Annotated in this window: 22 protein-coding genes; 16 read left to right on the top strand and 6 right to left on the bottom strand. The window is 41.1% G+C overall.

What is annotated here, in order from left to right:
* Positions 1-58: 58 nt before the first annotated feature.
* The 3 genes from R8N23_RS16335 to R8N23_RS16325 form a co-directional block, all read right to left on the bottom strand.
* Positions 59-2,620, bottom strand: coding sequence for an ATP-dependent Clp protease ATP-binding subunit (locus tag R8N23_RS16335; protein WP_318172683.1), 2,562 nt, complete (start codon positions 2,618-2,620; stop codon positions 59-61).
* 94 nt (positions 2,621-2,714) lie between these two features.
* On the bottom strand, positions 2,715-3,320 hold the full coding sequence (locus R8N23_RS16330) for a WbqC family protein (protein WP_318172682.1): 606 nt from the start codon (positions 3,318-3,320) through the stop codon (positions 2,715-2,717).
* Complete coding sequence (locus R8N23_RS16325; protein ID WP_318172681.1) at positions 3,317-3,943, bottom strand: L-threonylcarbamoyladenylate synthase; 627 nt, start codon at positions 3,941-3,943, stop codon at positions 3,317-3,319. Before R8N23_RS16325 ends, R8N23_RS16330 begins: the two co-directional genes overlap by 4 nt.
* Positions 3,944-4,071: 128 nt before the next feature.
* On the opposite strand from R8N23_RS16325, the gene mltG reads away from it, so the two are divergent.
* Complete coding sequence (gene mltG, locus R8N23_RS16320; RefSeq protein WP_318172680.1) at positions 4,072-5,109, top strand: endolytic transglycosylase MltG; 1,038 nt, start codon at positions 4,072-4,074, stop codon at positions 5,107-5,109.
* A gap of 111 nt (positions 5,110-5,220) precedes the next feature.
* On the top strand, positions 5,221-5,553 hold the full coding sequence (locus tag R8N23_RS16315) for an MGMT family protein (protein ID WP_318172679.1): 333 nt from the start codon (positions 5,221-5,223) through the stop codon (positions 5,551-5,553).
* Here R8N23_RS16315 and R8N23_RS16310 read toward each other — a convergent pair.
* Positions 5,548-6,981: a sodium:solute symporter gene (locus tag R8N23_RS16310; RefSeq protein ID WP_318172678.1), complete on the bottom strand. Its 1,434-nt coding sequence runs from the start codon at positions 6,979-6,981 to the stop codon at positions 5,548-5,550. The two genes, R8N23_RS16315 and R8N23_RS16310, sit on opposite strands and share 6 nt — an antisense overlap.
* Before the next feature lie 149 nt (positions 6,982-7,130).
* Here R8N23_RS16310 and R8N23_RS16305 point away from each other — a divergent pair, with 149 nt between their 5' ends.
* On the top strand, positions 7,131-8,252 hold the full coding sequence (locus R8N23_RS16305; protein WP_318172677.1) for an acyl-CoA desaturase: 1,122 nt from the start codon (positions 7,131-7,133) through the stop codon (positions 8,250-8,252).
* On the opposite strand, the gene R8N23_RS16300 is transcribed toward R8N23_RS16305, so the two are convergent.
* A complete protein-coding gene (locus R8N23_RS16300; protein ID WP_318172676.1) occupies positions 8,249-9,610 on the bottom strand; it encodes a hypothetical protein in 1,362 nt (453 codons plus the stop codon). The genes R8N23_RS16305 and R8N23_RS16300 overlap by 4 nt on opposite strands.
* A 118-nt stretch (positions 9,611-9,728) precedes the next feature.
* Positions 9,729-10,910: a trans-sulfuration enzyme family protein gene (locus tag R8N23_RS16295; RefSeq protein WP_318172675.1), complete on the bottom strand. Its 1,182-nt coding sequence runs from the start codon at positions 10,908-10,910 to the stop codon at positions 9,729-9,731.
* 119 nt (positions 10,911-11,029) lie between these two features.
* Here R8N23_RS16295 and R8N23_RS16290 point away from each other — a divergent pair, with 119 nt between their 5' ends.
* The 13 genes from R8N23_RS16290 to R8N23_RS16230 all read left to right on the top strand — a co-directional run bounded on the left by R8N23_RS16290 (position 11,030) and on the right by R8N23_RS16230 (position 23,766).
* Positions 11,030-12,046, top strand: a complete 1,017-nt coding sequence (locus tag R8N23_RS16290; protein ID WP_318172674.1) for an alpha/beta fold hydrolase — start codon at positions 11,030-11,032, stop codon at positions 12,044-12,046.
* 79 nt (positions 12,047-12,125) lie between these two features.
* Positions 12,126-13,685, top strand: coding sequence for a hypothetical protein (locus tag R8N23_RS16285; protein ID WP_318172673.1), 1,560 nt, complete (start codon positions 12,126-12,128; stop codon positions 13,683-13,685).
* A 137-nt stretch (positions 13,686-13,822) separates the two neighbouring features.
* Positions 13,823-15,232 carry an MBL fold metallo-hydrolase gene (locus R8N23_RS16280; protein WP_318172672.1) on the top strand — a complete coding sequence of 470 codons (1,410 nt, stop codon included), beginning with the start codon at positions 13,823-13,825 and terminating at the stop codon, positions 15,230-15,232.
* Positions 15,233-15,238: 6 nt separating this feature from the next.
* Positions 15,239-15,553 (top strand): rhodanese-like domain-containing protein, encoded by a 315-nt coding sequence (locus R8N23_RS16275; RefSeq protein WP_318172671.1) that lies wholly within the window; start codon positions 15,239-15,241, stop codon positions 15,551-15,553.
* 10 nt (positions 15,554-15,563) lie between these two features.
* Positions 15,564-15,860 (top strand): metalloregulator ArsR/SmtB family transcription factor, encoded by a 297-nt coding sequence (locus R8N23_RS16270; protein ID WP_318172670.1) that lies wholly within the window; start codon positions 15,564-15,566, stop codon positions 15,858-15,860.
* Positions 15,861-15,877: 17 nt separating this feature from the next.
* Complete coding sequence (locus R8N23_RS16265; RefSeq protein WP_318172669.1) at positions 15,878-17,242, top strand: TolC family protein; 1,365 nt, start codon at positions 15,878-15,880, stop codon at positions 17,240-17,242.
* 13 nt (positions 17,243-17,255) lie between these two features.
* On the top strand, positions 17,256-18,335 hold the full coding sequence (locus tag R8N23_RS16260; RefSeq protein WP_318172668.1) for an efflux RND transporter periplasmic adaptor subunit: 1,080 nt from the start codon (positions 17,256-17,258) through the stop codon (positions 18,333-18,335).
* A 1-nt stretch (position 18,336) separates the two neighbouring features.
* A complete protein-coding gene (locus tag R8N23_RS16255) occupies positions 18,337-21,564 on the top strand; it encodes an efflux RND transporter permease subunit (RefSeq protein ID WP_318172667.1) in 3,228 nt (1,075 codons plus the stop codon).
* 12 nt (positions 21,565-21,576) lie between these two features.
* Positions 21,577-21,882 (top strand): hypothetical protein, encoded by a 306-nt coding sequence (locus tag R8N23_RS16250; RefSeq protein ID WP_318172666.1) that lies wholly within the window; start codon positions 21,577-21,579, stop codon positions 21,880-21,882.
* A gap of 17 nt (positions 21,883-21,899) precedes the next feature.
* The gene (locus R8N23_RS16245) at positions 21,900-22,085 is read left to right on the top strand and encodes a DUF2892 domain-containing protein (RefSeq protein WP_318172665.1); all 186 of its coding nucleotides are present in this window, start codon (positions 21,900-21,902) and stop codon (positions 22,083-22,085) included.
* Positions 22,085-22,402 carry a rhodanese-like domain-containing protein gene (locus tag R8N23_RS16240; protein WP_318172664.1) on the top strand — a complete coding sequence of 106 codons (318 nt, stop codon included), beginning with the start codon at positions 22,085-22,087 and terminating at the stop codon, positions 22,400-22,402. The genes R8N23_RS16245 and R8N23_RS16240 overlap by 1 nt, the downstream gene beginning before the upstream one ends.
* Before the next feature lie 373 nt (positions 22,403-22,775).
* Entirely contained in the window at positions 22,776-23,342 is a 567-nt protein-coding gene (locus R8N23_RS16235) for a YeeE/YedE family protein (RefSeq protein ID WP_318172663.1), read from the top strand.
* Positions 23,343-23,352: 10 nt separating this feature from the next.
* Complete coding sequence (locus R8N23_RS16230; protein WP_318172662.1) at positions 23,353-23,766, top strand: DUF6691 family protein; 414 nt, start codon at positions 23,353-23,355, stop codon at positions 23,764-23,766.
* Positions 23,767-23,775 lie beyond the last annotated feature (9 nt).

Genomic DNA, 23,775 nt, shown 5'->3' with positions numbered 1-23,775 from the left:
CAGCTGCACTGCTGCTGTCGGGGTATTTCTCGCTCCTCCGTCACTCGAAATGACGTCGTTACTCTTCTTCTTTCTTCTCTTTTTTGGACGACTTTTTCTTCTTTACAGAAATGGTCAAAACATCGTCTTTGGCTTTATGATCCGCTACCAGCGTTTCTCCTTCGGCTACTTCGCCTTTTAGGATCTCTTCAGCAATTGGATCTTCCAGGTACTTCTGAATCGCTCTGTTCAACGGTCTCGCACCATATTGAGAGTCATAGCCTTTTTCAGACAAGAAGTCTTTGGCTTTATCTGTCAATTCGATGTTGTAACCCAAGTCGATGATTCGCTCTAGCAATTTGTCCAAAGTGATATCGATGATCTTGTGGATGTGCTCTCTTTCCAATGAGTTGAAAGTGATTACATCATCCAATCTGTTCAAGAACTCAGGGCTGAAGGTCTTCTTCAAAGCACTCTGGATGGTTGACTTCATCACTTCATCTAAGTTGTCCTTTTTGTTCTTGTTCATGAACCCGATACCAGCACCGAAGTCCTTCAAGTCACGCACACCAATGTTGGAAGTCATGATGATGATCGTATTTCTGAAATCGACTTTTCTACCTAGTCCATCAGTTAAAATACCATCGTCTAGCACTTGTAGCAAGATGTTGAACACATCTGGGTGCGCTTTTTCGATTTCATCCAAAAGAACCACGCTATATGGCTTTCTTCTGACCTTTTCAGTCAGCTGACCACCTTCTTCGTAGCCTACGTATCCCGGAGGTGCTCCTACGAGTCTTGATACAGAGAATTTCTCCATATACTCACTCATATCGATTCTCACTAAGGCGTCGTCCTTATCGAATAGGTATTGAGAAAGGACTTTCGCCAATTCTGTTTTACCTACTCCAGTAGGGCCTAAGAATACAAACGAGCCAATCGGCTTCTTCGGATCTTTCAAGCCTACTCTGGTACGCTGAATAGCTTTCGCTAATTTTTCGATGACTTCGTCTTGTCCGATGATTTTTTTCTTCAAATCATCTTTCATGCCTAGCAGCTTGTTGCTCTCTTTTTGAGCCACACGCTTGGCAGGTACGCCAGTCATCATAGCGATTACTTCGGCTACATTTTCTTCGTTTACAGTGAATCGCTGAGATTTAGTCTCTTCTTCCCACTTCGCTTTAGCTGTCTCCAACTGCTCGATAAGCTTCTTCTCTTTGTCACGAAGCTGTGCTGCCTCTTCGTACTTCTGACTTTTCACCACCTGATTCTTTTGTACCTTGATGTCTTCGATAGACTCTTCCAAGCTTACAATTTCGTCAGGCACATAAATATTGTTGATGTGAACTCTCGATCCAGCTTCGTCCATCACGTCGATGGCTTTGTCTGGCAAGAACCTGTCGCTGATATAGCGATCTGATAAATTCACACAAGCTTCGATCGCCTCTTCCGTGTAGTTCACGTTGTGATGGCTCTCGTATTTGTCTTTGATATTGTTCAAGATTTGCTTGGTCTCATCCGGCGTAGTGGCATCTACCATTACGATTTGGAATCTACGAGCCAAAGCCCCATCTTTTTCAATGTATTGTCTGTACTCATCCAAGGTAGTAGCCCCGATGCATTGGATTTCTCCTCGGGCAAGCGCCGGCTTAAACATATTGGAAGCATCTAGCGAGCCAGAAGCTCCACCTGCACCTACAATGGTATGTAGTTCGTCAATGAATAGGATCACCTCCGGAGATTTTTCAATCTCGTTCATCACCGCTTTCATTCTTTCTTCGAACTGTCCTCTATATTTTGTTCCCGCTACCAAAGAAGCCAAATCGAGTGTAACCACTCTTTTGCCAAATAGAACACGAGACACCTTTTTCTGAATGATACGAAGGGCCAGGCCTTCCGCGATAGCAGTTTTACCTACACCAGGCTCACCAATCAGAATTGGGTTATTTTTCTTTCTTCTACTTAGAATCTGAGCTACACGTTCAATTTCTTTATCACGACCTACGATAGGATCTAATGCATCCTCTTCGGCCATCTTTGTTAAGTCACGACCAAAGTTGTCAAGAACGGGTGTTCTAGACTTGTCGCCACCTTTCGCAGATTCTTTGCTTGAAGATGAGCCACCACCAGCACCACTGCCAGAACCGAAGAGTCTTGATGAATCTTCATCCGGTTCGTCAGTGTCTGAAGAGCCCATCGGGTGTTCCGTTTGATATTCTAGTAGTTCTTTCACTACATCATAGGCTACATCAAATTTGTCTAGAATCTGTGTGCCGATATTATCTTCATCTCTCAAAATAGAAAGCAACAAATGCTCCGTGCCAATCAAATGGCTTTTGAAGATTTTTGCTTCTAGATAAGTGATTTTTAATACTTTTTCTGATTGACGGGTCAATGGAATATTGGCGAGGTTCTTTACGTTGTTCGTCGCAGAACCTTTAGTAGCTTTTTCTATTGAAGCTCTTAGTTCGTCTAGTGATACGCCTAATTTTTTCAATAAGCTCACTGCTACACCTTCACCTTCTCGGATCATGCCTAATATCAAATGCTCAGTTCCGATATAATCATGACCTAGCCTTAACGCCTCTTCTCTGCTCAACGAAATGACTTCCTTTACCCTATTTGAAAACTTTGCCTCCATACGCTACTTTGTGTGTAGTAAAAATAAATTTTAATATCCTAAAATCTTATCCAAAAACGAAATAATTAATGGAATCGTTTCCTGACTTTAGAAATTATAAGTATTTGTCCGAATCCGGCCCAACACAACTGAGCAAATCCAGAATACTGAGGTTAGCAGCAAATTTGCTACCAAACAATTGTTGGTACGGGATGGGGGTGAAATACTCTCGACAAATATAATCCGATTTAGGGTGGATTACCGAACGAACATCCTCCGTTTCGTCGAATGGCCCTTTTTTATAGGTGGATGTGTATTTTATCTCGGTGTCAATATTGAGGACTTTGAGACAGAATGTCAGCACTTCGTTGTTTAGTGCCAAAAGTGTCTCATGTTTTTGAAATAAAATCTGATGCAAGTAGGGCTCGTAGTATTCAAAAAACGGAGATTTATTGTAAGCTGAAATGATGGCTCGCCAATGATTGTTGAGCCACTTCTGACCATAGTCGATTTTAATTTCGTCCATGGGGATTTTTTTATTTCCACCAATCATAGGGATGGCTAGTGGCAGCACTCGATTGGCATCCAGGATATAACATCGGTTGCGATACGTTTGTTTGACGAAATGCTCTTTGGTTTCAATCCAAACTTCTTGACGGTTCTTGATTAGACTGAAATATTCCAAACAAGGGAAGTATTGACTTTCAATTAAGGTGCTCATAGAAATTCACTCAAATCACCCAAACCTTCTCTTACCAGCTCTGGCTCGTCTGAGGTGCAATCCACGACTGTACTGGCCACCACTTCGCCATAGCCACCGTCGATCACTATATCTACCAGTCCTTCATATTTTTCATAGATCAATTCTGGATCTGTTGAGTACTCCAATACTTCGTCATCATCATGGATAGAAGTGGTTATGATTGGATTGCCCAGTCTTTTGACTATTTCTCTCGGGATGTTATTGTCAGGCACTCTGATACCCACTGTTTTTTTGGAGGCATTCAAAAGTTTGGGGACTTTGTTGCTGGCATTGAGAATGAAAGTGAAAGGACCTGGAAGTGCCTTTTTCATCAACTTAAAAACCGGGTTAGGTAATGATTTGGTGTATTCTGAAATATGGCTGAGGTCATAACAGATAAAGGAGAAGTTCGTTTTTCCTTTGATTTGCTTCAGCCTTTTGATTTTGTCAATGGCTTTGGTATTGAAAATACTGCAGCCCATACCATAAACGGTATCAGTAGGATAGATGATCACACCACCATTTTCCAGCGTTTTTACGATGGTGTCGATTTTTTGAGGATCTGGGTTTTCCTCATATAGTTTTATAAAAGCTGTTTCCATGATTGAAGTGCTAAAATTAAAACAAATGTGTGAGATTGAAGTCAGAAGATTGAAGACAGAAGAGCGAACCGGAACTTCTGACTTCGGTCTTCCGACTTAATTACTAAGTTCTATTACTTTTGCCGCCGATGGATAAAAAGAAAATAGTAATGGGTTCGGCAATCGTGGCTTTTTCCATGATGCTTTCCTCTTTTGGGTTTTACTTCTGGCAGATGATCTATTCGCCCAACTTCCTGGTTGAGCAAGATCCCAAACCGCTGATGATTCGTACTGGCTCTACTTTCAAGGAAGTTCAGAATCAATTGTATGATGGTCGATATGTGAATGATTTAGTGTCATTCAGTTTCTTGTCTAAGATGATGGATTACGATCAACTGGTGAAGCCGGGTTTGTACCTGATCGAACCGAGTATGACCAATGTGCAAGTGATCAGAATGCTTCGTTCTGGTGATCAGACGGAGGTGAATGTTACTTTCAATAACGCCCGTCTATTAAGCGACTTGCCTGAAAAAATCACGCGCAATCTGGAGATGACTGAAGAGCAATTTGCTGCACTTGTGTTGAATGATTCCATTCAGCAGTCTTTGGGGTTTGATAGCTTGACCATGATTGGCATGTTTATTCCTAATACCTATAAAATGTGGTGGAATACCAAGCCAGAAGATTTATTGGCTCGCCTCAAGAAAGAGTATGACAAGTTTTGGAATGGTGAGCGATTGAAGAAAGCCGAAGCATTGGGTATGACTCCAAAAGAAGTTTCAGCCTTGGCAGCGATCGTACAAGCGGAAACTATCAAGTCTGATGAGCGTCCTGTCGTAGCAGGAGTTTATTTGAATAGAATAAAAAGAGGGTATCCGCTCCAGGCAGACCCGACCTTAGTATTCGCTGCTCAAGACTTCACGATCAAAAGAGTGCTCAATAAGCATAAGGCTATTGATTCACCATACAACACTTATAAGTATCAGGGATTACCTCCCGGGCCTATTAATATGCCAAGTATAACATCCATCGATGCAGTTTTGAATGCGAAGGAGCATAAGTATCTATACTTCTGTGCCAAAGAGGATTTCTCTGGATATCACAACTTTGCAACAAATCTTGTTGATCACAATCGAAACGCTGAGAAGTTTCAGCATGCCATGAATAAGGCAGGAATCTATAAGTAGATTTTATTGATTTTGTCATTTCGTAGCGCAGCGGAGAAATCTCATTAGCGAATTGTAGAACAATAAGATTTCTCACTGTCGTTCGAAATGGCATTTAATGTTAACTAAGTAATGAAGGAGCATTCTTTTTTCAAAGACGTCTACGAAGTAGTCAAACTCATCCCAGAGGGAAGAGTAACCAACTATGGCGCCATTGGAAAATTTTTGGGATCAGGACTGAGTGCCCGGATGGTAGGTTGGGCGATGAATGCCGCCCATGGTTTGCCAGATGTACCTGCTCATCGAGTGGTAAATGCTCAAGGGTTGTTAACTGGTAAAATGCATTTTGCCACCCCCGATACCATGCAAGAGAAATTGGAAGCCGAAGGGCTAACTATTGTCAAAGACAAAATCCAGAACTTCAAGACGCACTTCTGGGATCCGGCTTTGGAATTGGAATTATGATTTTCTGATCAATGCGGTCAGACCTAAAAAAGTCAATAATCCATTCAGCAGTAACAATTCAAATCCGAATTTGTAGCCTCCCAGCCAAACGACTGAATTCTCATTAATCATATAGGTCAATAGAGGTGCCAAAACGCAAACCACTGGTATCCATTGGTCTTTGACAGATTGTGTGGTAAATAACCCGAAAGCATACAAGCCGAGTAATGGACCGTAAGTATAGCCAGCCACTCTAAAAACGGCATTGATTACACTGTCGTCATTGATGGCTTGAAAGATAAGTATGACGATAAATATAAGAACAGAGAATCCAAAGTGAACCAGCATTCTGTTTTTACTATCACTCTGGCTTGGATCTTTTTCTAAGAAATCAATATAAAAAGAAGTGGTCAGCGCGGTCAATGCGGAATCGGCGCTGGAATAAGCTGCAGCCGTCACCCCTAAAAGAAAAACGACTCCTCCGAATACTCCAAAGTGATTCAACGCCAGATATGGAAATAGGGCATCAGTGGTATTAGTCAAATCAATCTGGTTGACCTCAACAAAATGATAGAGCAATACACCTAGAGACAGGAAAAGCAAATTGGCAAAAATGAGCACGATGCTAAACCAAAAAACATTTTTCTGTGCGTCTCCGAGTGAACGACAAGTCAAATTCTTTTGCATCATATCCTGGTCTAGACCCGTCATCACGATCGCAATGAATGCCCCTGCGAAAAACTGTTTAAAAAAGTTGCGCGGAGCCTGCCAGTCCCAAATGAAAGTGTCGGACAAATCGCTCGATTGGATTATCTGCATCAGTCCACCAAAAGATAGATCTAGCTGACTGCCAATGATGGAAATGCTAATGCCTACCGCTAGTAACATAAAGAGTGTTTGCAGGGTATCGGTCCAAACTATGGTCTTAATTCCACCTTTAAAGGTATAGAGCCAGATCAATGCAATGGTCACAAATACTGAAACTGAAAATGGGATATTATAGGCATCGAAAAACGCGATTTGCAAAACTGTTGCCACTAGGAACAATCTAAAAGAGGCGCCAATTACTCTGGAAACCAAAAAAAAGAATGCCCCCGTTTTATAAGCACTTTCCCCAAATCTGGAATCCAAATATTGGTAGATGGATACCAAGTTCATTTTGTAATACAAGGGCAGAAGGACAGTAGCAATCACCAAATAGCCCAAAAGATATCCGAGTACCATCTGAAAATACGCCCAATGGCTATTGCCTACTTCTCCTGGTACGGAGATGAAAGTAACACCTGATAGCGAAGCGCCGATCATACCAAAGGCAACTAAATACCAAGGCGATTGTCTATTAGCTGTGAAGAAAGACTCGGCGTCGGAATTTTTAGAAGTGAAATGAGCAATGGTCATCAGTAGGATGAAATACCCTGCGACGACTGAAAATACCAAAAGTGGACTCATACGGTACTAATTATAGTTTATTGGGGCAAACATACTGATTCTTGTCATAGGAACTAATCCAAAATTCGGAGCGATCTTAGTGCGATAGGAGCTATATTGCGGGTCGGTTTGAGCTATGTGCTAGGCAGTTAAAGTAATTCAAAGAATTAATGAGCGAAGTAGGAAATATTTATTTCAACAATGAAGATGCAAAATCTAAGGAATTTGCTAAAGTGTTGAACGGGAGAGTGAATGAGTACTTTAAAACAAAAGGTGTTTCTAAGTATGGAAATCTTGAAATGTACATCAAGACTGTATTTATGTTGTGCCTATTTTTTGTGCCTTTTGGGAGTTTGGTGTATTTCGAGCCTACAGGTATATTGGCTATAGTTCTCTGTTTGATCATGGGACTGGGAATGGCTGGCGTAGGTTTAGGAGTGATGCACGATGGTATTCATGGTGCTTATTCTGCAAAGAGCTCAGTGAATAAATTTTTTGGTTATACCTTGAATTTGGTAGGTGGCTGTGCCATCAACTGGAAAATTCAGCACAACATCAAGCACCACACCTATACGAACATTGAAGATCACGATGAAGACATAGAGCCAAAGGCAATTCTTCGTTTTCATCCTGCTACGAAACTAAAGCCGGTTCACAAGTATCAATACATCTATGCGTGGGCATTTTATGCCTTAGGGACGTTCTTTTGGGTGACTTTCAAGGACTTTGCCAAAATGATCCGGTACACGAAAGAAGGCCTGTTGGCTAAAAATACAAGTAGCGTTTTTAAAGAGTATGCCATTTTGATATTCACCAAAGTATTCTACTATAGCTATGTGATTGGTTTACCTATCATGTACACGAGCTATACCGGCGGTGAGATCTTTTTAGGATTCTTTGTGATGCACTTGGCTGCTGGTACAGCACTAGGCTTTATTTTCCAGCCTGCTCATTTGCTCGAAGAGGTAGAATATCCTCAACCAGATGAAAATGGCAATGTGCCGTATTCAAGATTTGTTCATCAGTTGTACACTTCTGTAAATTTTGCCAATAGCAATAAATTCGTGACTTGGTATGCCGGTGGGTTGAACTATCAGGTTGAACATCATTTGTACCCTCACATTTGTCACGTGCATTACCACGCCATTGCACCGATCGTAAAAGAAACGGCTGCTGAATATGGTATTCCGTATCACGCCAAAGAAGGATTTTTCGAAACTTTGCGTGAGCATACCAATATGCTCAAATGGTTGGGCACTCCAGAAAGTCAATTGGCTCCGGCTAAAGCCTAATTTTTCTTGTACCAAAAGGGAATGGTTGCGAACCACTCATAATTCGCCACTTTGGCTGAGTCGAGGTAGATTTTCTCAATCTTCAATAAATTCTCTCCTTCCATAAATTGATTGGTCGGTATATAAGTGATAATCCCTTTTTGCTGCTTGGATGGATGGGTGTAAAACCGATAATTAAGTTCGTGGTAAATCGATTCGTTGATAGAAAGCTGATATATAGCACTGAGACATGAAAGCAATTGGTCGATGTCTTCATCGTCAAAGCGCTGATTGCCAATATTCAAATTTCCATTTTCAAACTTGGATTTAAACCTCCAATTGAGCCCATCTTCTTTCTGTGGTGTGAAACCTTCACAGAATTCACTGATTCGGACATTGTCAAAGGCGTCGTACCTTAAAAAAACCTTCAAAAAAGGCTTGTCCACAAAGTCTGAACTGATACTGGCTCGTTCTATATAATCATCTGCTGGGCGCTGATCGTCATAATAGTTGGCAGCTATGACTTGTTGATTCAATTTTTCAGGAAAGTACTGGTGCTGATCAAATCTGAAAATCATGGTGAAAAATAAGACAAAGCCGCCTAGCGCATATATGAGTCTAATTCGCTTCTTTGAAAATTTACTGATCATGTAGTAGTAGATGCTTCTACTCAAAACGGATAGCGTAATCAAATTATAGAGTCTGTAAAATGGATAGTACACTCGAGCAAACCATTTGATTTTTTTGAAAAAGCCTAGAGTGAAATAATCGAGCATATAAATAATACCTGTCAGCAGTATGATTGGAAAGACAATAATGGCAGTTACTTGTATAACTATGTCGAACCAATCAGGCATCAAATCAGAAATGAAATTGAGTACTACAGCGATCATTCCAAAAAAGATCAGATACATCCCAAATGCTAATAAGATGGAGATCACTAAAAAGGCAAAAGCAAAAATGACACTACATATTTCGTCTAACTTGATCACCAGCTGATCCAGGCTGATGACTCTTTTTTTGAGCTTTTCAGTAAAGAAATCGTTGTAGTTAAGATCAGAGAAATTGATTTTGGATTGGACAGAGCGCAATCCTATCGTCCCTATCCAAAAGCCTCTGAGCATGAGATGGGCTATTAAACAAAAGGTGAGCGCTTCCAGTGATTTGAAAAGCAAGCCAATGAAAAGATACAGCATACTATACTGTCCTGATCGCAAATTGTATTGAAATTCAAGCTCGGTGATGAAGCCCTCAAAAGAGAGAATCGCTTGTATCAGCAAGAAAATGGTAAAAGCCGAAACCAGTAGCTCCAACTGCCAACTTTCACGCTCGAGTTTATTCAGCCAATCGCTGATCTGATCCTTAGTCTTGTCGCTCATTTAGATTTTGGTTTATCTAAATTTAGTAGAAGAGCGATTGATTAGTAAATGTTTAATTGAAAATAAAACAATTCTCCTCCTTGGAGAAGGAGGCTGGGAGGATTGAATGCCAATGATGTCAATCAGACGACCGCCCAAAAGCCTGCTCCAAATCAGCAATAATATCTTCGATATGCTCAAGACCTGCAGAAATTCTGATCAGATTAGGTGCAATACCAGTAGCTGCTCTTTCTTCATCTGTGAGTCGTGCATGTGTGGTAGATGCCGGGTGAGTAACAATTGTACGCGTATCGCCCAGATTGGCAGTCAGGCTACACATTTCAATACTATTAAGAAATTGTCGGCCTCTTTCTACACCACCTTTGATTCCGAAACATACCATGCCGCCACCACTTCTCATTTGCTTCTTGGCAATTTCATGTTGAGGATGAGACGGTAGGAAAGGATAACGCACCCATTCTACTTGCTCATTTGCTTCTAGCCATTCGGCTAATTTCAAAGCATTTTCACCATGCTTTTCCATTCTAATAGCCAGTGTTTCTAAACTTTTAGAAAGCACCCAAGCGTTGAACGGGGAAAGGGCGGGACCAGTACTTCTGCTAAATGTATATATTTCTTTGATAAGGTCTGCTCTGCCTACAATCATGCCTCCCATCACTCTTCCTTGTCCGTCAAGGTATTTAGTGGCGGAATGAATAACTAAATCCGCACCATATTCTATCGGTTGTTGTAGATAAGGAGTAGCAAAACAATTGTCAACGATCAAAATCAGGTTGTTCTTTTTGGCGAAAGCCCCTGCAAACTCAAGGTCAATTAATTCAATACCTGGATTCGTTGGTGTTTCTAAGAAAAGTACCTTTGAGTTTTCTTGCACTTTATCTTGCCAGCTGTCCGTGTTGTCGAGGTCTAAATAAGTGCTTTCAATCTTGTATTTTGGAAGAAACTTGGTGATCACCGAATGCGAAGACCCAAAAATGGATCGGCAAGAAAGTAAGTGGTCGCCTGCATTGAGCAAGGTGGCAAAAGTAGAAAACACGGCTGCCATACCTGTAGCTGTCGCATACCCAGCTTCTGCACCTTCAAGGGCGCACATTTTATCAATGAATTCTGTGGTGTTAGGATTGGTGAATCTACTGTAGGTATTGCGGTCTATTTCTTCAGCAAAAGTCGCTCGCATTTCTTCGGCGTCATCAAACACAAAACTGGAAGTAAGGTACATCGGCGACGCATGTTCTTTTTCGTGCGTGGTCGCGATTTGCGTTCTGATGGCGTTGGTTTCGAAATGTTTGTACTTTTTCATAGAAAGCCCTTCAATAATTCTAACAGTTTTTTGCAAATATGTGAAGTTCATGTCTAAAATGGATTCTAACCGTGAACTATTATGGATCATTTATTAGGTTTGCGCCTTCAAATTTTCCTATGAGCCAAACAGCTTCCATATATCAGTACAATCAACCTTTTGAGCTAGAAAGAGGCGGGGAGCTTCCGCAACTAGAAATAGCCTATCATACCTATGGCGAAATGAATGCTGATAAATCCAACGTTGTTTGGGTATTTCATGCGCTGACAGCTAGTTCTGATGCTTTGGATTGGTGGGCTGGTCTATTTGATGCTGATTGTGCAATCAACCCGGATAAGCATTTCATAGTTTGTGCGAATATTTTAGGTTCAACCTATGGTACAACAGGCCCTCATTCGATAAACCCGAAAACTGGCAAACCTTATTTTTCTGATTTCCCTATGATTACGATCAGGGATATGGTCAAAGCACATCAATTGCTGAGAGACTATTTAGAGATTGATAAAATTGCGGTTGGTATAGGTGGTTCGATGGGTGGCTTTCAAACCTACGAATGGGCGGTTCAAGAACCTGATACCTTTGATAAGTTGATATTGGTGGCATCTGCTCCTAAAGAATCCCCTTGGAGAATAGGAACGCATGCGACGCAGCGTCTGGCTATAGAAGCGGATGCAACTTGGAAGGATCATTCTTTCAATGCCGGAGCCAAAGGAGTAGCCGCATCTAGAGCCATCGGGATATTGTCTTATCGGAATCATCGAATATTTGAACAAACTCAATCGGATACTGAAGAGAAAGTCGATGATTTCAGAGCGGAATCTTATATCCGCTACCAAGGTGATAAACTGGTGAATCGTGGTTTTAGCGGCTACATGTTATGGAATTTATCTAAGGCGTTAGATAGCCATGATGTTGGAAGAGGTCGAGGCGGGTTAATTGAGACGCTTGAACGTTTGAAAACGCCCATATTGCAAATTGGTATTTCTTCTGATCTGTTGTTTGCAATAGAAGAGCAACGTACGATTTCAGATCATTTGGTCAATGTCTATTATCATGAAATTCATTCTAAATTTGGTCATGACGGTTTCTTAACCGAGACAGAGAAAATCAATCAGTTAATTAGTGAATTCATATAAGGTTTTTTAAACCGGCTTGCCTTCCTTGCTGAAGAACCCCTAGTCTTGTTATTATTGCGGGTCATAAAAACAATAATTCATGATTAACCCTATCACTCTTGAAAAAAGAGAGCGCTTTTACCTGTTTGTATTAGTGGTTGCTTTTGTGAGTATTTACCTTTTGGTATTTGATGCAAAAATGGATACCGGAGGTGATAATTTTGAATACTTAAATTATGCCAAGTCTATTTCCACCGGCCATGGATACTCTTCTCCATATTCCTCTAAATATGAACCGGTAAACTGGTTTCCTCCAGGATATTCAACCATGTTGGGTCTGTTGATGACTGTGTTTGGAACAAACATCCTATTGTTTAAGTTGTTGAATGGTTTTTTTCTTTTTGCCAGTTTGATATTGTTTTATTTCATCATCAAGAGGCTTACATCCAATTATTTGTTAGCTTTTGCAGTCAATTTTTATCTCATTTTCAATATTGGCTTACTGAAGTTTGGGTATATCATTATGTCCGAGATACCCTATTTGTTTTTGACCATGTTGGCTTTGTTTTTTCTCACACACTACGATAATGTGGTGAAAAATAAAATATGGAATAAGGCCTTGTTTGCCACTGTATTATCCGTGGCTCTAGCTTATTACTTTAGAGGGATTGGTTTATCTCTTGTGGCAGCCGTTGCGGTATTTTTCTTGCTAAAAAAAGAGTGGAGAACTTTAGCTATCTATGTTGGAGGTGTCGTTTTGATTCACCTGCCCTACTTTATTAGGAATACCATTCATGGATTGAATGGCCGGTATGTGAATGCCTTACTTCGGATAAATCCATGGCGACCAGAGACAGGACAAGTGGATTCGTTGGGTAGTTTCGTTGATAAGCTGGTAGCCAATTTCACCAATGAAATTCTAATGGTCTTCCCTAAAATGATCTTGCCCATTTATCAATTGAGAGAAATAGGAGAGACTCAGATGTTAATATTGGGAGCTGTATTTTTAATTGTATCCCTGTCAGGAATATTTCTGATCAATAAAAAATATAGATATCTGTTCATTAGCTTTTATCTGTTCAATTTACTTATCGTACTACTGTATCATTCGGGTAATGATTTTCGCTATTTGATACCCCTGATTCCACTGATGGTTTTTGGTTTTTTGAATGCATTAAATGAAGGGGTTAATCGAATTAGAGAAAGACAGCAGGCAGTAGCCATAGCGATAGTCATACTAGGGGTGATGATGGTTCCAAGAATGTACGAATTTCATATAATGTCTAAGCGAGCGTATCATGAGAAGTTCCAAACATTTGTTGACATGGCAGAGCATATTAAATCTCTAGGCTATTCTAATATCACAGTGGCAACAAGGAAACCAGGTATGCTACATTTCTATTCTGGAGCTTATGTGCACCGCTATAAATTCAGCCCAAATTCAGATGAGGTGATGGCTGATATGGTTGAAAATAATGTAGATTTTGTTTTTTTTGATGCATTGGGCTATGGCTCTAATTATGAGTATTTGCTGCCTGCTTTGAAAGAATATAGAGCGCACTTTAGGGCAGTAAAAACTATTGATGAGCCAAGAGCTGTATTGTTACAGTTTGATAGAATGAAGATGAAAGCCATATTGAAGAAAAAGGGCTTGTTATAGTTTCTTCTGTCACACCATGTCTGGAGGAATTATTCATCTAGTTTAGTCATTACGATTATCTTCGTGTGACAAAAGTTACAAACCAATACAAGTAGCTCGCGTACATTTGCAACAAGAAACCCAATTAAGATTTAGCTATGAAAATTGAACAGATATATACTGGTTGTCTGGCACAGGGTGCCTACTACATACAGAGTGAAAATGAAGCGGTCATCATAGACCCATTGAGAGAAGTAGATTCGTATGTAGAAAAGGCCAAGGAGAATGGTGCCACCATCAAATACATTTTCGAAACACATTTTCATGCGGATTTTGTATCAGGGCATGTTGATTTAGCAAAAAAGACGGGTGCGAAAATTGTGTTCGGTCCTACGGCTACTACAGAATTTGATAGTCATATAGGAACTGACGGTGAGGTTTTCAATGTTGGAAACGTAAAAATCAAATTGCTACATACTCCTGGCCATACCATGGAAAGTAGTACTTTTTTGCTGATAGATGAGGAGGGAAAAGAAAAGGCCATTTTTTCTGGTGATACGCTATTTATAGGAGATGTAGGGAGACCAGATTTGGCAGTAAAATCGGATTTGACCGAAGAAGATCTAGCAGGACATTTATACGATAGCTTGCGAGAAAAAATTATGACTTTGCCAGACGATGTACTTGTTTATCCAGCACATGGTGCAGGATCTGCCTGTGGCAAAAACATGTCTTCAGAGACGTGGGATACTTTAGGAAATCAAAGGAAAACCAACTACGCGCTTCGAGCGGACATGACCAAGGAGGAGTTTGTCAAAGAAGTAACTGAGGGCATTATGCCACCTCCTCAGTACTTTGCTAAGAATGCTATGATGAACAAATCTGGCTATGAAAGTATCGATAAAGTAATGGCAACCGGTACCGTTCCTTTGGATGTGGAGACTTTTGAGGCTATGGCCAACCACGAAGGGGCATTGGTGTTGGACACACGCCATCAAAACGAATTTGTAAAAGGTCATATTCCTAATTCGATATTTATAGGAATAGACGGGAGTTTCGCTCCTTGGGTAGGTGCATTGATCACAGACCTAAAACAGCCAATTGTTTTCTTGGCGGATGAAGGGAGAGAAGAAGAGGTAGTCACTCGGTTGTCCCGAGTAGGGTACGACAATACCTTAGGCTATTTGAAAGGCGGGTTTGCTGCCTGGAAAGCCGCTGGAAAAGACACTGATTCTTTGGAGTCTATTAGCCCAGAAGAATTCGAAAGTAGAATGAACGGTGATGAACTGAAAGTATTGGATGTGAGAAAGCCGGGGGAATTTCAGGCAGAGCATGTAGAGGAGTCACTTACATTTCCATTAGACTTCATCAATACGCACATGAGTGAAGTAGATAAAGACAATAAATATTATGTGTACTGTGCAGGCGGGTATCGTTCGGTGATTGCTTCGTCCATCTTGAAATCAAGAGGTATTCATGATTTGGTGAATGTAGAACAAGGATTCAAGGGAATCAGTCAGACAGGAATTAAAACTACGGACTATGTTTGTCCGTCAACTTTAAAATAAGAGAAGATGTATCAAAATATTGATGAAATAGATTTTGCAGAGAAGTTCGAAGCAGACGACAACGGTGTATTACTGGATGTAAGAACGCAAGAAGAATACGACGGTGGTTTTATCGCTGGTTGCGAGCTGATGGATATATTTCAACCAGACTTCAAGAGCAAACTAGAAGGATTAGATAAGTCTAAAAACTACTATGTCTACTGCCGAAGCGGCAACAGAAGTGGACAGGCTTGCGGATTGATGGCTCAGATGGGATTTACCGGAGAGTTATATAATCTCGACGGAGGCATCATGGGCTGGACCCAGGATTTAGAATATTAATACTAAACAGATGATTGGATTGATAGAAGAACAAGATAAGCTGGAGAAGGTAGCCTTCATATTGAAGACCATTGGACATCCGGTGCGATTGAGAATTCTGTCTTTACTTTCTGAACATCAGCAAATGAGTGTCAATGAAATAAGTGAAAGATGTGAGGTGGAGCAATCGCTCATCTCACATCATCTCACCAACATGAAACTTAAAGGCGTGCTTCAGAGCGAAAGAGACGGCAAGAGCATCTACTATAGCATTAAGCTTATGGAAGTGTTAAATGTGATCGATTGTATGTCTAAATGTAAGATTTAAAAAATTTATCATTAAATATGAAAATATTAACATATAACAATAAATCAATATTAAAGTCGATACTTTTGATTTTGATCTTGGGTTTTGCGCAAAGCATAAGTGCTCAAGGCAAAAGGCCAATGAAACTAGAGGAGGTAATAGCTCTAGTGCAGCAGCATAATTGGGATTTGAAGAAGATGAACCAGCAAATTGGGATGGCTGATTCGGATAGCAGATCAGCCAATGCAGCGTTTTTGCCATCGGTTAATTTCACGGAGACATTCACTAATACGACTGATCCGATGATGGCCTTTGGTACTAAGCTGGGGCAGTCGTCTATTGAGCAGGCGGACTTTAATCCGACCTTGCTTAACAATCCGGATAACATTTCGAATTTCAATACCAGCATCAATATCGAGCAGCCATTGTTCAATTTGGATGGGCTGTATGGCAGAAAGGCAGCCCTCAAACAATCCGAAGCCGGCCAGTATGACAAGGCCTGGATGCAAAAGATGATGATCATCAAAGCGAAGAGCTTGTATTATCAATTGGTGCTTACGATTCAGGCTGAAGAGGTAATGGTTCATTTGAAAAGCGCCTCAGAGGCCAATCGCAAGGTCGCACAAGACCTTTTCGATCAGGGAGCGATCACTCGAGCCGATTTACTTGGCGCTGAGTTGAGATTAAAACAGGTAGAAAGTGAGTGGCTTCGGGCTCAGCATCAGGTTGTAAAGGTCAATTCCCTGCTGCTACAGCACATGGGTGAAGTTGAGGTATATCAGATTGACCCGATCGACCCCATTCCTAATATTGAGGAAGCAAATGCTATGTTGGTCGAGTCAAACTTGTCTGAACAACGAGCTGATTTGAAGGCCATTAAACTGAAAGCAGAGGCTGCTGGCTATGGCTATCAATCTCAGAAGGGAAGTTTTGTCCCTCGTGTGAATGCATTTGGCAGATACAGTTTCAATGATCCGCAATTCTTGGGTACTCAAGCCGACAACTATTTGGTTGGTGTTCAGCTGAAATGGGATGTGTTTAAAGGTGGTAAGCAAATAGGGGCCACTCAAAAGGCAAATTACCAAAAACAATATGCTCAAATCGCCTATGAAGAAAGCAGAAGTCGGGCAGATCACGAATTGCAACAATTAAAAAATGATTTTGAGTTGGCCATCAAGCAGAAAGAACTAGCTGAGCTAAGTGTAGATCAGGCGAGAGCCTTGCATCAAATCAGACAGGATCGATTTGCACAAGGGCTGGAAAAAACATCTGATTTGTTGATGGATGAATCCAATTACATGAATCAGGAAATGCAACTATTAAAAACTAAACATGGCTATCTGCAATTGATGTTTCAGTTGGAGGCAGCCACATCAGAAAATTCAACAGATGAAAGTCTATAAAAACATAAGAACAATGAATCCAATAATTAAAATATCAATCCTTTTGGCTGCGGTTACCTACTTGGTTGCTTGCGGGTCAAAAGAGAATAATACACCGATTAACGTAAGTCCAGTGAACGTTGAAGTTGAGGAAGTAACTGCTCAAAACATTTCGAATGAATTACTTTATTCAGGTCAGGTGGTCTCTCATAAACAGTCGGTATTGAGTACCAAAATCATGGGACAAGTGAGTAATGTACTGGTGAAAGCTGGAGATCATGTGTCCAAAGGTGATCTATTGGTGACGATTAGAAGCAAAGGTGTCAATGCACAATTGGCTTCTGCCAAGGCGATGTTGGACGAGGCTACAGCTGCCCAGGCCAACGCAGATAAGTCTTTCGAACGAATTAGCAACCTAAAAGCCAAAGGGAGTGCTACCCAGCAAGAGCTGGATCAGGCAATCTCTGCCAGAGATATGGCTAATGCCCGAGTAGAATCAGCCAAACAGCAAGCGGCTAGCGTAGAAGAGTTATTGTCATACGCCAGCCTTCGCTCACATATCGATGGATTTGTGTCGGCTAAGTATGTGAATCCAGGCGATATGGCCAATCCAGGTAGCCCTTTGTTGGCGCTAGAGTCTACACAACAGCTCAAAATTGATATCAGTGTGCCTGAATTTGAGGTAGGAATATTCAATGAGGAAGATCCGGTGTCTATTCAATTCAATGCTTTTGAAGATCAGACTTATAAAGGAACAGTAGACAGGGTAATACCATCATCTGCTTTTTCTGGAGCACAATTCAAGGTATCAGTTTTGATAGAGGATGCACCTAAAAAAATAAAACCAGGCATGTTTGGTAGGGTATCACGAAAAGGAGCCATTAGCAAGAAAGTGATTGTACCCGAGTCAGCATTAGTTCGAAAGGGCCAGTTGGTTGGTGCCTATGTGATCAGCGATCAGAATGAGGTCATGCTCAGGTGGTTGAGATTAGGAAGAGAAACCAAGAAGGGGTTTGAAGTGCTTTCGGGACTGGATCAGGGAGAGAAGTTCGTGATTTCTAGCGAATCTCAGCTAAGAGACGGAATAAAAGTAACAACTACAAATTCGAAATAAGATGAGTGGAATAGCAGGAAATCTAGCCAGCCAGTTCATCAACTCAAAGCTTACGCCGTTGTTGATGATTGCCTTCATAGCTATAGGGATATACAGCGCCATGCTAACACCCAAAGAAGAAGAACCCCAGATCGATGTACCAATTGCCGACATCTTTTTGCAATATCCTGGGGCAGGAAGCGAAGAAGTGGAATCGCGAATAGTGAAACCGTTGGAGGCATTGATTGCCGACATTCCAGGGGTAGAATATGTCTATTCTCAGTCTATGGAAGGTCAGGCCTTTTTAGTGGTGCGCTACTTTGTGGGTGAGGATATTGAGCGAAGTATAGTAAAACTTTACAATGAAATCCAGAAACATATGGATGAGATGCCTGATCGGGTGAGTATGCCATTGATCAAAACCCGATCGATCGATGATGTGCCCATGCTGAGTTTATCATTCTTTGGTGAGAGGTATTCGGATTATGAAATCAAAAGAATGGCCGAGCAGGTATCTCTCGAGGTGGAAAAAGTAAACGATGTCAGTACAGTTAAGCTGTATGGGGGTAGAAGCCGAAATATTCAGGTGGTATTAGATCCTCAGCAGATGACGGCCTATGGTGTCGATTTCGGCACGGTTGCTCAGTCCATTCAAGGAGCCAATCAGCAAAATATAGCTGGTAGTTTCAAGCAGGGTAATTATTCTTATCGTGTTCAAGCTGGAAATTTTATAAAGAATGCCGAGGAATTGGAAAATCTGGTGGTAGGTGTGCAAGGTGATTCACCAATTTACTTGAGACAAGTGGCGGAAGTATTGGATGGGCCGGAAGAGCCTTCTGAGTATGTGACTTTTGGTTATGGGCAGGCGAGTATGTCAGAGCAAGCGGCTATGCCTCAGGACTATTCAGCTGTTTCCTTATCTGTGGCAAAAAGAAGAGGGGCTGATGCGATGCAGATTGCCAGTCAAGTGTTGGACAAAATTGAAAATCTGAAAGGTGATTTGATCCCGTCGGATGTAAAAGTGGAAGTAACCCGAAACTATGGAGAGACGGCTTCGCATAAGGTAAGTGAACTGATGGTACATCTAGGTTCTGCAATTCTAGCGGTAACCATTGTAGTGGCTTTGGCTATGGGCTGGAGAGGTGGATTGGTTGTCTTTCTTTCTGTGCCAGTCACCTTTGCTTTGACTTTGTTTGTGTACTACTTATTTGGCTATACACTCAATAGAATTACACTCTTCGCTCTGGTATTTGTGACAGGAATAGTTGTGGATGACTCGATCATCATTGCAGAGAATATGCATAGGCATTTTAGAATGAAAAAGAAACCATTCTTGCAAGCCGCTATTGCATCGATCAATGAGGTGGGTAACCCAACGATTTTGGCTACATTCACGGTTATTGCTGCGGTATTGCCAATGATTTTTGTCTCTGGTTTGATGGGACCATATATGAGTCCAATGCCTATCGGAGCTTCTATGGCCATGTTTTTCTCTTTGCTGGTGGCTTTGATCATAACACCTTATTTGGCCTATCATTTACTGAAAAATGATAATAGTGAAGAGGCACATTTTGTATTAGAAGAAACTTTCATATTCAAATGGTACCGTCGTATGGTACAACCAATGATAGACAGTCCAGCAAAAAGATGGTCCTTCATAGGTGTGATTTCACTTTTGATGTTTGCTTCATTCACTCTTGTGTATTTCAAAATGGTGGCAGTTAAAATGTTGCCTTTTGACAACAAGAATGAGTTTCAAGTGGTTATTGATATGCCTGAAGGTAGCCCGCTAGAAAAGACAGCTGCGGTTACCAAGGAAATTGCCTTTTATCTAAAAAAACAGGTGGAAGTGGTCAATTACCAAACTTATGTTGGCACGGCAGCACCCATCAATTTTAATGGGCTGGTAAGGCATTATGATTTGAGAAAAGCTGGCAATGTAGGGGATATTCAGGTCAATCTGTTGCCCAAAGGAGAAAGAGAGGAACAAAGTCATGACATTGCGAAGCGAGTCCGTCCGGAAGTTCAACGTATTGCCTTGAAGTATGGAGCCAATGCAAAAGTGGTGGAAGTGCCACCAGGCCCGCCTGTCATTTCTACAATTGTAGCAGAAATCTACGGAGGCAATGCAGAGCAGCAGGTGGCTATCGCCAGACAGATCAAAGAAAAACTAACAGGTATTGAAGATGTAGTAGATGTCGACTGGATGGTGGAGGACGATCAGATCACTTATGATTTTGTAGTTGACAAAGAGCGTGCGATGATGAATGGTATTAGAACCGATCGAGTAATTGGCGAAATTCAAACTGCATTGAATGGATACAATGCGACTTTTTTGCGAGACGCGAATGAAGTAAATCCAACACCAGTTCATCTGCGAGTGAATGAAGCCGGAAGATCATCTGTCGATGACTTGAGTAAGCTGACCATTCGCACCGCCACAGGTGATATGATCGCTTTGGGTGATTTGGTGAATGTGGAGGAACGTTTGCAAGACAAAAGTATTTTCAGAAAGAATCAGAAAAGAGTGGTATATGTCGTAGCCGATATGGCAGGACAGCTAGAATCGCCTGTTTATGCGATCCTTACAGCCTCAGATCAACTGAAGGAAATCAAAGTGCCTGAGGGGTATGAGCTGAAGGAGTTTTTTGCCACTCAGCCTTTTATGGAACAAGATTTTGGAGTGAAATGGGATGGAGAGTGGCACATCACTTATGAAGTGTTTCGTGATTTGGGAAGTGCTTTCGCGGTGGTTCTGGTCATTATCTACTTACTGATCGTAGGCTGGTTTCAGGACTTTAAAGTGCCATTTGTGATGATGGTAGCGATTCCACTTTCACTGGTTGGCATCTTAGTGGGTCACTGGTGGTTAGGTGCATTTTTCACAGCCACATCAATGATTGGTATGATTGCCCTGGCGGGCATTATGGTTAGGAATTCCATCCTGTTGATCGATTTCATCAATATCAGATTGGAAGACGGTGTGCCATTGTCACAAGCAGTAATAGAAGCTGGTGCTGTACGGACGACCCCCATTTTACTTACTGCAGGAACGGTGGTTATTGGTGCTTTCGTGATTCTGTTTGATCCCATATTTCAGGGATTAGCAATATCACTTATGGGTGGTTCGATCGCCTCTACCATATTAACACTACTGATTGTGCCTTTGATCTATTACATGACCGAAAGACACAAGTACAAGGATCGCGAAGCTGGATCAGAAGCTGTGGAAGAAAAAATTGAAAGCTAAAAGACTAATCAAATGAAACAAGTCATTGTATTGTCCATAAAGGATTATGAATCTGAAATACAAAAAATACTGAAAGGGATAGAGATTCCTATTTTCAGTAAGGTAGATATTGACGGATGTAGAAATGCAAAGCGTGGGGTTGATTTGACCAATTGGTTTGCAAATAGTGTCGACTCAGATTTTTCGGTCATGTATTTTGCCTTTGTGGCGAGTGATGTGGCTGATCAGATTTTGGATGCCATTGAGTGCTGGAATGAGAGCAAAGGAAGTCAAAATCCTATGCACGCTTTTATACAACCGGTAGAAAGAATTGTTTAACCTTAAATGAACGAAAAATGAGAGAAAGAATAATTAGAGCCATCGCTGGAGTATTTATATTAACCAGTTTGGCATTAGGCATTTGGGTAAGCCCGCATTGGTTTTGGATGACGGGATTTGTAGGTGTGAACCTATTGCAGTCGTCAGTAACGAAGTGGTGTCTGATGGATGATATTTTGAAAAAATTAAACGTTAGTAAATAATGGGATTATTAGATCTGTTTGGACTAGGTAAAAGAAAAGAACTTATGAAAGAGGCAATTAAAAATGGAGCGATTATTATCGACGTTCGAACTCCTGGTGAATACATGGGAGGTCACATCAATGGATCTGAAAATATACCTTTAGGTTCAGTAGGTACCAAGCTGGAAAGTCTAAAAGCCAAAGGAAAACCAGTAGTCTTTTGTTGTGCTAGTGGGATGAGAAGTGGTTCGGCTGCAAGTCAGGCCAAAAGTGCAGGAATTGAAGCATACAACGGTGGTGGCTGGATGAGCCTCAATGGGGTGATGCAAAACTTATAATTGTAAATGATCTCTTTCTGAATTGATTTTTCAGGAGGGATCATTTTTTTAATATATTCTTTGAGCCAATTACGATTAACCCTATCCACGGAGCGCCATGAAGTAACAGGTCAAAGTAATCCATCGCTTGCATGCCTTGTCCTCCTCCAAATATCCAACGTAGTTTGCCCACTAAGTGAGGTTCCGGAAAAAATGGTACTAAACCCAAAGTGAATGATAATAAGAGAAAAAGGGATAATGGAGATTTCATCATGGGATATTTAATCAAGAGGCTCAATTATACATAATTATGTTCCAGTAAAAGGTAACCTTTGTTACATAGCAGTCTGCTTTATTGAATTATTTTTGCCGATTCACAATTGATATAGATGAGATGATAGAATGGATAAGCCAGCCTTGGCCTTGGTATGTAGCCGGACCTTTAATATCGGTGGTAATGTTTTTTATGCTCTACTTCGAAAAAAAATTTGGTGTATCCAGCAATCTCCGAACGATGTGTAGTATGGCTGGAGCGGGAAGAGTGAGTGAATTCTTTCAATTCAATTGGAAAGAAGATATTTGGAATCTCGTATTTGTCTTTGGAGGGTTGATTGGCGGATATGTCGCAAAGGAATATCTGTCTGTATCTGAATCTGTGGGTATTTCAGAAGCAACAATTACTCAATTAAAGACCATGGGTTTTGAAAGTCCAGGCTCTACTTACCTTCCAGAATCAATTTTTTCATGGGAAGCATTGTCCACACCTAAGTATGCATTGATGCTGATTGTGGGTGGCATGCTTGTGGGATTCGGTACGCGCTATGCTGGTGGTTGCACATCTGGTCATGCCATTAGTGGTCTTAGCAATCTGGAGTGGCCATCATTAGTGGCGGTGATAGGTTTTTTTATTGGAGGATTAGTGATGACCCATTTGATTCTTCCTCATCTATTGACATTATAATTCTGAGTGTATGAAATTTGCTAAATATTTATTTACTGGTATTCTCTTTGGGGTTGTTCTGACAAAAGCCGAGGTAATTTCCTGGTATCGAATCTATGAAATGTTCAGCTTTCAATCTTTCCACATGTTTGGGATAATTGGTTCGGCTGTTTTACTAGGTATAATGATCACCCAAAGTATTAAGAGATTTAAAATCAAATCAAGTTCAGGCAATCCTATCCATATTGCGCCGAAGGACAAAGGAATAGCGCGTCTGTTAATTGGAGGTACATGTTTCGGTCTAGGCTGGGCCATGACAGGTGCCTGCCCAGGCCCAATGTTTGTATTGGTGGGAAATGGTGCTTCTGTGTTTCTTTTGGTTATAGTCAGCGCCATGTTTGGGACTTTTCTTTATGGTATACTGAGAAAGTATTTGCCGCATTGATGTAGCCAT

It is taken from the genome of Reichenbachiella sp., from assembly GCF_033344935.1.
In the GTDB taxonomy this organism is placed as follows: domain Bacteria; phylum Bacteroidota; class Bacteroidia; order Cytophagales; family Cyclobacteriaceae; genus Reichenbachiella.
This window is presented reverse-complemented; position numbering and strand designations above follow the sequence as displayed.

What these genes read in the sequence shown, in the direction of transcription:
- R8N23_RS16300 (WP_318172676.1), bottom strand. Translation starts at nt 9,610, where the DNA reads ATGAGCGACAAGACTAAGGATCAGATCAGCGATTGGCTGAATAAACTC.
- R8N23_RS16315 (WP_318172679.1), top strand. Translation starts at nt 5,221, where the DNA reads ATGAAGGAGCATTCTTTTTTCAAAGACGTCTACGAAGTAGTCAAACTC.
- R8N23_RS16260 (WP_318172668.1), top strand. Translation starts at nt 17,256, where the DNA reads ATGAATCCAATAATTAAAATATCAATCCTTTTGGCTGCGGTTACCTAC.
- R8N23_RS16290 (WP_318172674.1), top strand. Translation starts at nt 11,030, where the DNA reads ATGAGCCAAACAGCTTCCATATATCAGTACAATCAACCTTTTGAGCTA.
- R8N23_RS16335 (WP_318172683.1), bottom strand. Translation starts at nt 2,620, where the DNA reads ATGGAGGCAAAGTTTTCAAATAGGGTAAAGGAAGTCATTTCGTTGAGC.
- R8N23_RS16295 (WP_318172675.1), bottom strand. Translation starts at nt 10,910, where the DNA reads ATGAAAAAGTACAAACATTTCGAAACCAACGCCATCAGAACGCAAATC.
- R8N23_RS16325 (WP_318172681.1), bottom strand. Translation starts at nt 3,943, where the DNA reads ATGGAAACAGCTTTTATAAAACTATATGAGGAAAACCCAGATCCTCAA.
- R8N23_RS16255 (WP_318172667.1), top strand. Translation starts at nt 18,337, where the DNA reads ATGAGTGGAATAGCAGGAAATCTAGCCAGCCAGTTCATCAACTCAAAG.
- R8N23_RS16285 (WP_318172673.1), top strand. Translation starts at nt 12,126, where the DNA reads ATGATTAACCCTATCACTCTTGAAAAAAGAGAGCGCTTTTACCTGTTT.
- R8N23_RS16265 (WP_318172669.1), top strand. Translation starts at nt 15,878, where the DNA reads ATGAAAATATTAACATATAACAATAAATCAATATTAAAGTCGATACTT.
- R8N23_RS16250 (WP_318172666.1), top strand. Translation starts at nt 21,577, where the DNA reads ATGAAACAAGTCATTGTATTGTCCATAAAGGATTATGAATCTGAAATA.
- R8N23_RS16310 (WP_318172678.1), bottom strand. Translation starts at nt 6,981, where the DNA reads ATGAGTCCACTTTTGGTATTTTCAGTCGTCGCAGGGTATTTCATCCTA.
- R8N23_RS16305 (WP_318172677.1), top strand. Translation starts at nt 7,131, where the DNA reads ATGAGCGAAGTAGGAAATATTTATTTCAACAATGAAGATGCAAAATCT.
- R8N23_RS16280 (WP_318172672.1), top strand. Translation starts at nt 13,823, where the DNA reads ATGAAAATTGAACAGATATATACTGGTTGTCTGGCACAGGGTGCCTAC.
- R8N23_RS16235 (WP_318172663.1), top strand. Translation starts at nt 22,776, where the DNA reads ATGATAGAATGGATAAGCCAGCCTTGGCCTTGGTATGTAGCCGGACCT.
- R8N23_RS16240 (WP_318172664.1), top strand. Translation starts at nt 22,085, where the DNA reads ATGGGATTATTAGATCTGTTTGGACTAGGTAAAAGAAAAGAACTTATG.
- R8N23_RS16330 (WP_318172682.1), bottom strand. Translation starts at nt 3,320, where the DNA reads ATGAGCACCTTAATTGAAAGTCAATACTTCCCTTGTTTGGAATATTTC.
- R8N23_RS16270 (WP_318172670.1), top strand. Translation starts at nt 15,564, where the DNA reads ATGATTGGATTGATAGAAGAACAAGATAAGCTGGAGAAGGTAGCCTTC.
- R8N23_RS16245 (WP_318172665.1), top strand. Translation starts at nt 21,900, where the DNA reads ATGAGAGAAAGAATAATTAGAGCCATCGCTGGAGTATTTATATTAACC.
- mltG (WP_318172680.1), top strand. Translation starts at nt 4,072, where the DNA reads ATGGATAAAAAGAAAATAGTAATGGGTTCGGCAATCGTGGCTTTTTCC.
- R8N23_RS16275 (WP_318172671.1), top strand. Translation starts at nt 15,239, where the DNA reads ATGTATCAAAATATTGATGAAATAGATTTTGCAGAGAAGTTCGAAGCA.
- R8N23_RS16230 (WP_318172662.1), top strand. Translation starts at nt 23,353, where the DNA reads ATGAAATTTGCTAAATATTTATTTACTGGTATTCTCTTTGGGGTTGTT.